This window comes from Anabaena lutea FACHB-196, from assembly GCF_014698305.1.
Lineage (GTDB): Bacteria > Cyanobacteriota > Cyanobacteriia > Cyanobacteriales > Nostocaceae > Anabaena > Anabaena lutea.
This window is the reverse complement of record NZ_JACJST010000002.1, coordinates 32,494-46,043: the sequence shown is the minus strand read 5'-3', so window position 1 is coordinate 46,043 and position 13,550 is coordinate 32,494. Positions and strand designations below refer to the sequence as shown.

Below are 13,550 nucleotides of genomic sequence, written 5' to 3'. Positions count from 1 at the left end.
GAGGTTTGGAATTGAAAATTTAAGTCAATAGTTTAAATAAGTGATTTCCAGGGTGAGGAAACCCCACCCCTAAAAATTACAAATTGACTTCTTGCTGTTGATAAAGGTAGAAATAATGCCCTTTAGCCGCCATTAATTCTTGATGGCTACCTTGCTCCACTACCCTACCGGCATCCATGACGATAATCGCATCTGCATTACTAACAGTATTCAGACGGTGAGTAATAAAGAAGACGGTAGTACCTTGAAATGCTCTAGCTAAATTGAGTCCTATTTGTCTTTCGGTGGGATAATCTAAGGCGCTGGTGGCTTCGTCCAACACTAATAATTTGGGTTTTTGTAAAATCGAACGAGCGATCGCAATTCTTTGTCTTTGTCCACCAGAAAGGGCTGAACCTCTTTCACCTACTCGTGTGTTGTAGCCATTGGGTAAGTTCATGATAAATTCATGGGCTACAGCAATCCGCGCGGCTTCGATAATTTCCTCGGTTGTCGCTTCAGGATTTGTCAGAGCAATGTTTTCTTGAACTGTGCCATCAAACAACAACGGATCTTGAGGAACGACACCAATTTGCCGACGTAGGGAATAAAGTTCTACTTTGCTAATGTCGTAACCATCGATTAAAATTCTGCCGGACTCGATGTTATAAAGTCTCAGCAGCAACTTCATCATTGTGCTTTTACCTGAACCACTCTGTCCAACAATACCGACAAATTTACCAGCCTGGAAATCGAGGCTAACATTGTTCAGTTGCAGTGGTCCACTGGGAGCAAATCGGAAAGAAACGTTTTCATATTTAACTGCACCAGAGATTGCAGGTAAGGGAATGTTGTTTTTGTCTATTTCTGCTTCTTGTGGTGTATCAACAATGTCGCTGAGACGTTCTAAAGATAACCCAGTTTCTTGGAAGTTTTGCCAGATTTGTGCCAAACGTAATATTGGGCTAGTAACGTAACTGGAGATAATTCTAAAGGCGATTAATTCCCCTAGGGTTAACTCTCCTTGTAATACCAAATAAGCTCCTACCCACAAAACTAGTAAGCTGCTGAGTTTGTTGAGAAACTGACTAGTTGAATTAGCCAGGGTGGAAGTGATCACAGTTTTAAAGCCTGCGGCCACAAACCGAGCGTAACGTTCTTGCCAGGAAAAGCGCGATCGCAATTCGATATTTTGCGCTTTCACTGTTTGAATGCCTGACATGACTTCGACCAAATAAGATTGAGTCTCGGCGTTGCGTTCAGCTTTGGCTCGTAACTGTCTGCTGACTGTGGGGGCAGCAATTAATGTAATCACCACAAATAGGGGAATTGTTCCTAAACCGACTATGGTTAGTTGCCAACTGTAAAACAGCATGACAACGATATAAACTATCGAGAACAATGCATCTAATCCCACGGTTAACGCCGTACCTGTGAGAAACTGGCGAATATTTTCTAATTCATTGATGCGAGTAGATAGTTCACCAACTGGTCGCCGTTCAAAATAGCGGAGTGGTAATCGTAGTAAGTGGTCAATAATTTGTGACCCCAAACTCATATCAATGCGGTTGGTGGTATCTACAAATAAGTAAGTCCGCAATGTAGTTAGTATTGCTTCAAATACACCAACTGCTAGTAGTAAAACCCCTAAAACATTCAGGGTACTAATACTATTTTGGACGATGACTTTATCAATAATTAACTGAATAACTAGGGGATTGGCTAAAGCTGCTAGTTGTACGAAAAAGGAAGCAATGAAGACTTCTATGAGAACGCGACGGTATTTTGATAAATATGGTAAAAACCAGCGCAAACCAAAGCGTTCTTGGGGTGTTTCTTGGGTAGCACTGAGCAATAATACCCTGGCTTGCGGCTGCAAATTACTGTCATCAGTTTCTAATTCTTCTAGTAGTTTGCCCGGTTTGCAGCGGATAATCCCTCTAGATGGCACACCCAAAACCACTGTATTGGCATCTACTGCATAGATAACTGCATAACTATCACTATATTGAATTAGTGCTGGTGTAGGAATGCGTGTGATGGAAGCAGCGGGAACATCTACTAATTGAGATCTGAGTCCGATTAATTCGGCTAAATAAGCGCAAAGTTGAAAGGATATGCCAGTTTGGCGTTTAATTTGCTCATTTAAGATGCGACGAATTACCTCTTTCCGCAAGGGAATTTCTAAGTGCTTGGCAACCATTTGGAAGCAAGCAAGGGTAGAATTTAATTCGCCCTGTCCGCGAAAAAATGGGTAGTTTTGATGTTTTTGCTTAACTTGTGGTGTGTCGGAAGGTGATGGTAAAACTTCCTCTGTTGTGGCGTAGGGAATTTCTAACTCATCGATAATTGCTCTTTGATTGGCTGGAATTTCCGGCTCTATTTGATGATCATCCAGGAATAATAAATCTATGGGATTGATACCAACTAAACGAGCGGGAACATTCCCCGTTACTTCCAAAACATCTTTGGCGCTGGTAGATTCTAACCGAGAACCGGGGGGAAAATTAGTTACTATACCACCACCGCTAACAAACCAGATACTACCACTGTCTAGTTGGCTAAAAGGGGTTTTTCCTGGTGGGAGTTGATGTATTTTCGCGCCTAATAAAGCTTGTTGAGAGATTTCTTTGAGATTTAAACCAGCGTTAGCTTGTTGGGCTAATTGCGGGCTAATAACATCGAATAGTTCTATCAGGTGACTAGAGTTTTGACGCGCATTGGCAAATGCTGGATTCTGGGACAGAAGACGTAAATAATCTACTGTGCTGAAAGTTAAGCAGATGACTTCGGTGGATGCGATCGCTGTTTCACAAGCAATCTGCCGCAATAAACTAATCTCGCCAATGATTGCTCCGGGTTCTAGTATTTTTAAGGTAATTGGCAATTGTGTTTGGGGATCATATGCCAACAGCCTGACTCTTCCTTCGTAAAGAATTGCTATGCGATCAGGTAGTTTTTCTTTACTGATTATTTTTTGACCTATCCGGTAGCGTAAAGCTTGCTGTTGTGATAATAGATTGTTTGCTTCCGCTGCTGATAATTGCTCAAATCCTTCAACAGTGATGAGAAAGTCTTCAAAAACGTTCTTAATATAAGTCATGTTTATGAAAATTAATTTACTATGGTTAATATTTCAGCCAATTCATCCTTCTGATGGTTGAATTTGCCAGTTTTGTGCAGCTATTTGTGTTTGTAGCCAACCCTGGAAACGTTCGTTTAGCAATCGTTGACGCGTCGGTCTATCCAGTTGAGCGGGTAGTAGTCTTTCTAATCTCACAATCACGATCCGATCTCCTATTTGAGTCGGCGGAAAAACTTGCTGTGGTTGGCTAACAGATAAAATTTTGACTAGAGATTGATGAAGAGATTGTAATTCTACAGGACCGACTAAACCATCTGTTTGAGCTTCAGGGCCTTCGGCGTATTCCCGCGCTAGTTGAGCAAAGGACTGTTCTCCTTCTTGAATGCGGAAGTAGATTTCTTGGGCAATACCGATATCAGAAGTGGTAATTAAAGAATAGATAACTCGATCCAACTGCGCTTTGCGTTGGTAAAAGTAAGAGTCTAAATCTAGTCCCCAAGTCGCTTCTTTAAACTTTTCTAGTTTTAATTGGCGAATAGCGACAGTATTTAACTGTTCGGAACTTATTCCCTGTTCTTGTCGCCCTTGATATTGTTGGGCTAACTGTTCACAGGCCAGTTGCTCTTCTTGTGGCGTACACTCAATCTGTGCGATCGCTTGATCAATCACCACCTCTCTGAGCAATAGTGGCATTAACTGGTATTTTGCCAATGATTGCAGAACTTCTGAGGCTGTGAGTATGCTATCGCCAAATTGCAGTACTGAATTCATATCACTTGTAAGCAGAGTTACCACCGTTATTAATTGTTGTCCAAAAATATAGTAGAAACAGATTGCAGGCAGTTTATCTATGGGTTAAGGTTACGTAGTTATCTATAACTTCGTCCCATTTTTCTTACTACGCGCTTAGATGCTTGCTATAAATCATAGCAATAACCGAATATGCTCTTGTCAAACTTAATAACAAGGACATCCGTATTTGGATATTATCGTACCAAACTATCACAATTTTTTGAATTTGCAAGCTTAAACTGGCAGTAAATCAACAAAACTTTCAAATCTAGCCGGTAACTTCACGAAATCAATTATCTCCTAACAATACCTTCACCAAGTTCTGAAAAGCTTTACTGAATCAGCGTCTGTGGCTAGACAAACATCGGATCAGCCGGAGATGAGGCTGGTCTTATTGTGTGGCTAAAAGCCTTACAGCCAGAGGAGATTGGCTTTTTGCTTAGACCCCCACTCTGTTAAAGTGAGGGCTTGTTGGTGAAGGTTTTGTGTGTATAGCCAGGACTAATATGAAATTAGACTTCTTTCATTAGGCAATAACAAAGAAGTCACTATTACTAAGAGTAGGTAGTCCAGAGAATATGGCAATTTGAATCTTATTACCAGCGCCATTCCCGTCAGCATCAAAGAACAATGCACCATTGCTAGTGTTGTAAATAAATCTTTGTGCGCCAGTATCAGCTGTTGTTATCCCTGCACCAGAACGGAAAGCAGAAACATCAAGAACCGCATTTGCAGTCAAAACATTACCAAACCCACTAGCAGATATTTGAATAACGTCAGTACCTACTAATGAAAAGTCTTGAATTCTATCAATCCCTTCATTTGTGCTATTGAAGCGGAAAATATCATTACCGGCACCACCAAACAGGGTGTCATTACCCAAACCACCAATTAGGGTATCATCACCTGCATTACCGTAAAGATAGTCGTTGCCACCATTACCCGTTAGGATATTATTGCTAGCATTACCTGTGAGATTGTTATTTAGGACGTTACCTGTACCGTTGATATTGTCGGTTCCAGTTAAAGTTAGACGTTCTACGTTGTCGCTTAAAGTGAAGTTGACAGAGGAGTTAACTGTGTCTATGCCACCATTAATATTTTCGGTAACTGTGTCACCCACATTCTCAACAAAGTAGGTGTCATTGCCGTTACCACCAATTAGCTCATCAGCACCTTCACCACCAAAGAGGTTGTCGTTACCATCACCACCAATTAGGGTATCATCACCAGCTTCACCGTAAAGAGAATCGTTACCACCACGACCATCAAGAATATTATTGCCACTATTACCTGTGATGTTGTTATTCAGGTTGTTACCTGTACCGTTGATATTGTTGCTTCCAGCTAAAGTCAGACGTTCTACGTTGTCGTCTAAGGTGTATGTGACTGAGGCTCTAACTGTATCTGTGCCACCATTCAAACCTTCGTCAATTTCGTCACCTATATTATCAACAACATAGTAATCATCGCCGATATTCCCAACAAAATTGTCTCCGGTAGTTGTATTCAACAGCACCGAAATAGTGTCGTCGAGTTCGTTACCTACTACGAGATCAAGTTTGCCATCATCGTCAAAGTCTGCTACAGCTAAAGTGCGAGAACCATCTGCGGCTGCATAGTAGGTGGCAGCGCCGAAATTGCCTGTGCCATCGCCTAATAGTAATGAAATATTATCATCATCACTGTTTGCTACTAATATGTCGAGGAGTCCGTCACCATTGATGTCGGCTATAGCTACTGAGCGAGGTTCTGTTCCTACGGTGAATTCAGCGGGAGTACCAAAGGAAACTGGTTGACCAAAGCTACCTGTACCTGACCCTAATCGTACAAAGACTTTGCTTTGACCAGATCTGACCTGTGCCAGGTCTAAAATGCCATCATTGTTGAAGTCAGCGAGAGCGATCGCACGGGTAGTATTACCAATATTATAATCAAAAACAGTTGAAAAGTTGGATACACCATCGCCCAAGAAGATTGAGACATTATTGCTGGAAAGTGTACCTGCTGCCAGGTCTAAAATGCCATCATTGTTGAAGTCAGCAAGAGCGATCGCATTCAGTCCACTCAGTCCAGAAACATCATAGTTGGGATAGTTGGGGTCTGAGTTGAAAGCACCTGTACCATTACCAAATATGATGGAGACATCACTGTTAGCAACAGAAAGATTTGACAAGTCTAAATTTGCTGATGCTAAGTCTAGGTTGCCATCACCGTTCAAGTCTAATACAGCTATGGAAACCGGATTCCATGTAGACCCTACACTATAGCTACCGAATAAGTTGAAACTACCTGCACCATCACCCAATAAGATGGAGACAGTTTTATCACCAGTATTTGCTACTGCTACATCGAGCTTGCCGTCTTTGTTAAAATCTGCTACCGCTACAGAATAGGGGCGATCTCCAGCGGATAAATTGTTGGGTGCGCTAAATGATATTGTCATTTATTTGTTCCTTATTACAGTTTTAACACTGTATTGATTTAAACTGAAAGCAAAATTTGTCCGGATGACAGTCACTTAGACATTAATAGTCTTACTTCTGGCTCTTGACAAATCTTGCTTTTTTTTAATTTCTCATCAATTACTGTAGGATGAAAACCTTGAATAGTCGAGACATCGCATGATATTTTTACTAAAAATTTATACTAGTCAGTTTTTAAAACTAACAACAGGCAAAAGCTTCTTTATAGATACATACAAAGAAGCTAAAACTGTATTTATTAATAATTATTTCATCGCCAACAAGCTAATTAAGATACAGCATACATCAGCGGAATAACTGAGGATTGAGGATAGTACGGTTCTGTGGTGGAGACTGACGACGGATAGATACTCCATTTCTGAGATTTTTCGCTGTACCACCATCTTTGGGATCTAGGAAAGGTTTCAAATTAATGCCACTTTTGGATGAATTTACCCGGTTGTTACCACCTAGGAGGGTGCGACCTAAATTGAATAATTCGTTTGTGCCTCCTCTAGAGCGATTAGTATAAGTATTAACAGCTACGGTTTGCTGTCCGTTGTCAGCATTGGCTAAGTTGTTGAAAACACTGCTGCGAATAGCGTAGGGGTCTTTATCACGGGGGACTGTGAGCAGAATTCGACAAGCGGAGTTAGCTTCAGTAGTGACGCAGATGATGTTTTCGTTATTTTCTCTGGCTATATCTAGTTCTTGTAAGCCATCGGGGCGATATAATTCTAAGCGAGAAGCGATCGCTTCACAACGCTTTTGGGGAGTCCAACCACCACCGAGAGAAGCAGGTGCAGCCCAAGCAAAGAATTGCCCTGGTTGACTTTGTGGTTGATACATGACAGTGTACTTGCCATCGTAGAATTGGCAGCTAAATCTTGCCCCAGTAGCAGATGTGGTATCAATAGGCGTATCTGTAGATGTATCAACTGGTGTTGATGAGCCTGATGGTACTGTTGGTACAACAACACTGCCAGTTTGGGCAAAGGCTACAGAATTACCAATAAATAAGGATAAGCTCAAACTACTCAAAAATAAAACCTGACGTGGTGACAATAACATAACTCAACCTCTAAAATCTCTTCATATCTCCAGTGACGGAGAATTTTAGAATTGGTTCATTTTAGAAGTGTATTTTTTCTTCTTGTTGAGAACTTACGCAGGAGTTACGGAATAGCTAAATGCAGATAAGACAGAATAAAGGACGGAATAATGAAGAAAGGGAGAGTTTTTGCGTAAGTCCTTTTTTAATTTTTAATTCCGACAAAACGGTACTAGTGCCTTAACTCTGCATGACTGCATCTAACAACACACCACCACCATAACGCACCGGATCTGTACAAGGTAGACCGGTTTCGGCTATAGTTTGAGCGATCGCATCCTTAGACCCAGATTCATCTAAATATCTAGTATTCAAAGCTATCCCCACCACAGGAACTGTAGCAAAAGCACCCCCCGCACTAGCCACCATTTCATACATCCGAATTACTTCTGGTAAAGATGGAATGGGGACATGAGGATTATTGCGGTTATGAGTTTGTCCAGCTTGATGAACTAGTATTAAATGCGTTGGTTGAGAACCACGAATTAGAGGTAAAGTGGCAGTTGAACCAGGATGTAACAGAGAACCTTGTCCTTCAATTTGCAGAATATCGTAGTGTTTACCAAACCGCATCACCAGCTGTTCTACAGCACCAGCAGCGAAGTCTACACGTACAGCATCCAAAGCCACACCATCACCTTCTAACATTAAACCAGTTTGACCAGTTGCCAAAAACTTGGAACGCCAACCTCGCAATTTTGCAGCCCAATGTAATTCTAAACTAGTGGACATTTTGCCAATAGCCATATCTGTACCCACCGTCAATACCCGACGACAGGGAAGAGTCCGTGCTAACCCCGAAGCTACATCTAAATTAGCTGGTTCTTTTCTTACATCCCAAATGATTTGTCCTGGTTTCAGTAGGGCATTTAAATCCGGGATATTAGCTAGAGGGGTGTGTAAACCATTTACTAAAGACATTCCTGCTTTTAGAGCATCTTTAATGTCAGGCCAGTAATCGTCTGGGACTAAACCACCTTTGGGAGCGATACCAATTACCAGCACTTCTGGCTGATACTGTAACGCTGCGGCTAATGATGCCACAATCGGCACATCGCGCTTGATACCTGTTAATTCTGGTAAAGATTTACCAACAGATTCCCGATCTATGACTGCGACAACTGGGGCTTCACTGTAGCGTAAAATTGATAACCCCGTTTTACCATTAGCCCCATTCAGCCCTTCATGCAGTAAAATTGCTGTTTTTTGATTAAGCGGCAAACGCACTATATTGTACCCCCAAACCAGGTAAATCGTTCGGCAAAATTCGCCCTTCTTTGACTAATGCACCCGTAAATGGGTCATCAATTAAGTTAAGGTGACTATCTAAATCTAAATAATCAGCTAGGGGTGCAAGCTGTGATGCTGCTGTATTTGCCAGAGTACTATCAGAATAACAGCCAAACATCACTTTTAAATCATGCGCCTTTGCTGTATGTACCATTCTCATTGCTTCACTCAATCCCCCAGATTTCATCAGCTTGATGTTGATACCATCTACATAATTGGCTAATTCGGGAATATCTGCGCTAGTAAAGCAACTTTCATCGACAAAGATGGGTAAAGGTGAATGCTCCTTGAGAGTGGCTAGATGTGTTTCCTGTCCACGTGGTAATGGCTGTTCTATATATTTTATACCCAAATCAGCTAACCAAAGAGACATAGCGATCGCATCTGCTAAACTCCAACCTCCGTTAGCATCTACAAATAGCTCTTTTCCGGCAATTTCTTCACGCACAGCTAATAGCATTTGTCTATCGGCATTTATCCCTTCGCTCGAACCTAACTTGACTTTGAACAAACTCACATCCATAAATTGTAACCAGTCTCTCGCCCTAGCCGCTGCACCTGCTGGGGAATTAATGCCAATTGTTACCGAAGTGGGGACTATAGCATCTCGATTTAACCCCCAGATTTGCCACAGAGGTAAGTTTACACACTTACCCATCCAATCATACAGCGCCATATCTACAGCCGCCCTCACAGCCGAAGGAACCCGCTTTTGAGTTAATAATTCTTCAATTTCCTGCCTTTGCCAAGGGTGGAATTTTTGCAATGTCGGTGTAATCTGCCGCAAACTCTCTTGGATTATCTCAGTAGATTGTCTATGATTACCAACACCAAAGGGTGATGCTTCTCCCCAACCTGCAATTCCATCTTCGGAAATTTGCAGCCATACATTTGTCGTTTGTGCCGTTGTTCCTCGACTAATTGTTAAGGGAAACCGTTTGTTAACAGTAAATATTTTGACATTTATTTGCATAAATATACTATTGTACCGAGTTAGGGCAAGAAAACAGTTTAGTTCCTGATTGTAGATTATTTAGGGTGTCTGTTATACTTTTTTACATTTTACTATCAATTTTTTATACAACTATTGATAATTTTCTATTTTTGCTAGAGTGAGAGGTATCAGCAGTTTTGTATGATTTATAGTTAGATATTATCTCTATACTTGATCAGGTTGCAAAAGATGTTCACCATTGAAATGAATCAAATGAGTTGCATCTTCCGCTACCCATACATCAGTTTCCCAGGAAATTTCTGATAAATATTCTTTTATTGTTTTGCGGTTAAGGAAAGCTGTCACTATTACCAGCGGTATTTTAGAATTTTTGAACAAATTTTGTAGTTCATTTTTGCGCTTGACATCAATTAGACCATGTGATGTCACAGATTCAATTAAAACTGACCAGTAATGATGCAGTAAACCTTATTGAACAGGTCATTGAGAGTATTCATCAAATTTTGTAGGGTATTCAAACCAGATCCCCGACTTCTTATTTAATCATTGCAATAACCTATGAACAAAAAGTTTGGGAGATGAAACTTTCCCAGAGAAAAAACAGTCTCTATTAATATACCAAAACCACAGGAGTTTCTGATGTTGAAACTGTCAAAATTTATCGCTGGGAACTTAGCAACCCTAACCTTATGTTCTACATTTGTAGTCACTCTCTCAAAACCCGCAATATCTGGTGAACTAATTATGGATAGAAATTGTGGTTTTAATGAGAGAACCAAAGAGACTTTTACAAAACTAACTCCCCCAAATAGAGGATATATTTGGTTAACAGATCACTTTAAATCCAATAATCGGCCATACTACTTACAAGTAAATACATTTCCTGACAATACAGGAGTATTCTGTTTAGGAATTGGTAGACAGTTATCCAAAAGACTGAAAAACGCTGAAATACTGCAAAATAAATTGATTGAAAAATTTGAGCGAGACAAATCTAAACTCAACCATTATATAGTCACAGTTAAAGGGAACAAAAACGAAGATTTTTTGAGAACTACCTATAGAGTAAACCTGAGTAACCCCCAAAATCCAAAAGTAACCCCAATTCTGAGGGTATATAAGAAATGAGGTGTTTTTTCTGAAGTTAGGTATTCAATTATAAAACTCAAATCCCCGACTGCTTACACTGGTTAATCATTTATTGAAATCATTAAATGAGAAGTCAGGGATCTTAACCTTCCCCCAACCACCCCCCAACTTAGATACAATCTATAAACTGACATCACTCTGACTAAAGCAAATGACAAGCATCTCTACACCTATCCTGAAACTCCCCGAACTCCTAGCACCTGCGGGTAATTGGGAATGCGCGAAAGCCGCAGTAGAAAATGGTGCAGATGCGATTTACTTTGGTTTAGATAAGTTTAACGCCAGAATGCGGGCTGAAAATTTCACGGAAGCAGATTTACCTGAAATAATGGAATTTCTGCATCTGCGGGGAGTCAAAGGTTACGTCACCCTGAATACCCTGATTTTTCCGCAGGAACTGACGGAAGCACAGCAATACCTCAAAACTATCATTTCTGCGGGTGTTGATGCTGTCATCGTTCAAGACGTGGGTATTTGTCGTCTGATTCGTCATCTTTCTCCTGATTTTCCCATTCACGCTTCCACTCAAATGACAATTACCAGCGCTGCGGGGGTAGAATTTGCAAAATCTCTCGGTTGTCAATTGGTAGTTTTAGCGCGGGAATGTTCGATTACAGAAATTAATAAAATTCAACAACAAATTAGCCAAAAAAATACTTCTTTACCTTTAGAAGTTTTCGTCCACGGTGCTTTGTGCGTCGCATATTCAGGACAATGTTTAACCAGCGAAGCATTAGGAGGACGTTCTGCAAATCGGGGAGAATGCGCTCAAGCTTGCCGAATGCCTTATGATTTAATTGCAGATGGGGAAATTGTCAATTTAGATAATCGCAAATATTTACTTAGTCCTCAAGATTTAGCAGGGTTGGAAGTTTTACCAGAATTAGTAAAATCTGGAGTTACTTGTTTAAAAATAGAAGGACGTTTGAAAGCACCAGAATATGTTGCTAACGTTACCCAAGTTTATCGAAAAGCGTTAGATAAAATAATGAAAACGAATGTAGAGAAGTTTCATGAAACATCTCTACAACAGAAATCATCAGGGTTGCGTAAAGACCAATATAATTTAGAAATGGCATTTTCTCGCGGACTTTACACAGGTTGGTTTGAGGGAATTAATAATCAAGAACTTGTTCACGCCAGATTTGGAAAAAAACGCGGTGTTTATTTAGGAGAAGTTACCCGCATTTACAATGAACAAATTACCGTGAAACTGGAAGCACCAGTTAAACCAGGTGACGGGATTGTTTTTGATTGTGGACATCCAGAAACCAAGGAAGAAGGGGGAAGAATATATGCAGTTATCCAAAAAGGTAAAGACGCAATATTAAGTTTTGGCAAAAATAATTTGAACTTTCGACGGATAAATATAGGTGATAAAGTTTGGAAGACAAATGATCCAGAACTAGATAAACAAATCCGTCAAAGTTATGCTGGAGAAAATCCTCAATTTCCTAAACCTATTAATATAGATGTGTATGGGGAAATTGGCGAGAAATTAATAGCGATCGCTCGTGATGAATTTGGTAATATAGTTCAAGTAGAATCAGAAATATTGGTGGTAGAAGCACACACCAAACCCCTGACTACAGAGAGGATAAAAGAACAATTTGGACGTTTAGGGAATACTCCTTTCTATTTAGACACTTTCATCAATCATCTCAACGGTAATATCATGTTACCCGTGAGTGAATTAAACCGAATGCGTCGGGAAATAGTCTCCCAATTAGAAGAATTAAGAAAGAAACCCAAACTTTGGCAATTAAATCATCACGCAAAATGGCAAGATTTAATTACTTCTAAATCTACACCTATCCCAGCTTTACCTTCCCTGATTGTTTTAGTTAGAAATATCCAACAACTCAAAGCAGCATTAACAGCAGATATCAAAACAGTTTATTGTGAATTTGAAAATCCTCGCAATTATCAAGAAGCAGTAAAAATAGTGCGGGAATATGAAGAAGATGTCAGCATCTTTGTCGCACCACCCCGGATAACTAAACCTGGAGAAACTTGGATTTTAAAACAAGTTCTCGCTGCTAATGCTGATGGTTATTTAATCAGAAATTATGACCAATTAGAATATTTTGCCAATGAAAGATGTATTGCTGACTTTTCCTTAAATATTGCTAATCCCTTAACAGCAGATTATTTAAAACATCGCTTTAATTTAGAAAGATTAACAGCATCATACGACTTAAATATTAACCAACTCGAAGATTTAATTACAAATTACCCAGCACAAAATTTTGAAGTCACAATACATCAACATATACCCATGTTTCACATGGAACATTGCGTGTTTTGTGCTTTTCTCTCTACAGGAACAGATTACACCAACTGTGGTAGACCTTGCGAAAAACAAGAAGTCAAAATTAAAGACAGAGTAGGTAGTGAACACATCCTCAAAGCCGATTCAGGATGTAGAAATACAGTATATAACGGTACTGCACAAACTGGTGCAGAATATGTACAAAGATTAATAAGTTTGGGTTTACAAAATTTGAGAATTGAATTTCTCAATGAAACCCCAGAACAAGTGATCAAAACAATAGATTATTATCAACTACTTTTGCAAGGAGAAATCACAGGTTCTCAAATTTGGAGAGAGTTGAAATTGCAAAATCAATTGGGTGTAACTCGTGGTTCTATGAGGGTGATGTAGCTAAATTAAGTGGTGAAAAAGAGGTATAATATTTTGGGTTCAGGGTTTTTCTGTTTTCA

At 40.0% G+C, this 13,550-nt stretch carries 8 protein-coding genes; 1 reads left to right on the top strand and 7 read right to left on the bottom strand.

Features of this window, described 5'->3' with window-relative positions:
- Nucleotides 1-76: 76 nt before the first annotated feature.
- From H6G59_RS02445 to H6G59_RS02415, 7 genes are all read right to left on the bottom strand, one after another.
- Nucleotides 77-3,082 carry a peptidase domain-containing ABC transporter gene (locus tag H6G59_RS02445; RefSeq protein ID WP_190711591.1) on the bottom strand — a complete coding sequence of 1,002 codons (3,006 nt, stop codon included), beginning with the start codon at nt 3,080-3,082 and terminating at the stop codon, nt 77-79.
- A gap of 42 nt (nt 3,083-3,124) precedes the next feature.
- Complete coding sequence (locus H6G59_RS02440) at nt 3,125-3,835, bottom strand: peptidylprolyl isomerase (RefSeq protein WP_190711590.1); 711 nt, start codon at nt 3,833-3,835, stop codon at nt 3,125-3,127.
- A 547-nt stretch (nt 3,836-4,382) separates the two neighbouring features.
- Nucleotides 4,383-6,302: an FG-GAP-like repeat-containing protein gene (locus H6G59_RS02435; protein WP_190711589.1), complete on the bottom strand. Its 1,920-nt coding sequence runs from the start codon at nt 6,300-6,302 to the stop codon at nt 4,383-4,385.
- Nucleotides 6,303-6,627: 325 nt separating this feature from the next.
- Complete coding sequence (locus tag H6G59_RS02430; RefSeq protein WP_190711588.1) at nt 6,628-7,392, bottom strand: COP23 domain-containing protein; 765 nt, start codon at nt 7,390-7,392, stop codon at nt 6,628-6,630.
- Between the two features lie 220 nt (nt 7,393-7,612).
- A complete protein-coding gene (locus H6G59_RS02425) occupies nt 7,613-8,659 on the bottom strand; it encodes a DUF1611 domain-containing protein (protein ID WP_190711587.1) in 1,047 nt (348 codons plus the stop codon).
- Nucleotides 8,643-9,695 (bottom strand): dipeptide epimerase, encoded by a 1,053-nt coding sequence (locus tag H6G59_RS02420; protein WP_190711586.1) that lies wholly within the window; start codon nt 9,693-9,695, stop codon nt 8,643-8,645. The genes H6G59_RS02425 and H6G59_RS02420 overlap by 17 nt, the downstream gene beginning before the upstream one ends.
- A 186-nt stretch (nt 9,696-9,881) precedes the next feature.
- Nucleotides 9,882-10,139, bottom strand: a complete 258-nt coding sequence (locus H6G59_RS02415) for a BsuBI/PstI family type II restriction endonuclease (protein WP_199331910.1) — start codon at nt 10,137-10,139, stop codon at nt 9,882-9,884.
- Between the two features lie 838 nt (nt 10,140-10,977).
- On the opposite strand from H6G59_RS02415, the gene H6G59_RS02410 reads away from it, so the two are divergent.
- Entirely contained in the window at nt 10,978-13,491 is a 2,514-nt protein-coding gene (locus H6G59_RS02410; protein WP_190711585.1) for a U32 family peptidase, read from the top strand.
- Nucleotides 13,492-13,550 lie beyond the last annotated feature (59 nt).

Excerpts from the sequence above, each read along its gene's own strand:
- H6G59_RS02445 (WP_190711591.1), bottom strand. The coding sequence starts at position 3,082 with ATGACTTATATTAAGAACGTTTTTGAAGACTTTCTCATCACTGTTGAA.
- H6G59_RS02440 (WP_190711590.1), bottom strand. The coding sequence starts at position 3,835 with ATGAATTCAGTACTGCAATTTGGCGATAGCATACTCACAGCCTCAGAA.
- H6G59_RS02435 (WP_190711589.1), bottom strand. The coding sequence starts at position 6,302 with ATGACAATATCATTTAGCGCACCCAACAATTTATCCGCTGGAGATCGC.
- H6G59_RS02430 (WP_190711588.1), bottom strand. The coding sequence starts at position 7,392 with ATGTTATTGTCACCACGTCAGGTTTTATTTTTGAGTAGTTTGAGCTTA.
- H6G59_RS02420 (WP_190711586.1), bottom strand. The coding sequence starts at position 9,695 with ATGCAAATAAATGTCAAAATATTTACTGTTAACAAACGGTTTCCCTTA.
- H6G59_RS02410 (WP_190711585.1), top strand. The coding sequence starts at position 10,978 with ATGACAAGCATCTCTACACCTATCCTGAAACTCCCCGAACTCCTAGCA.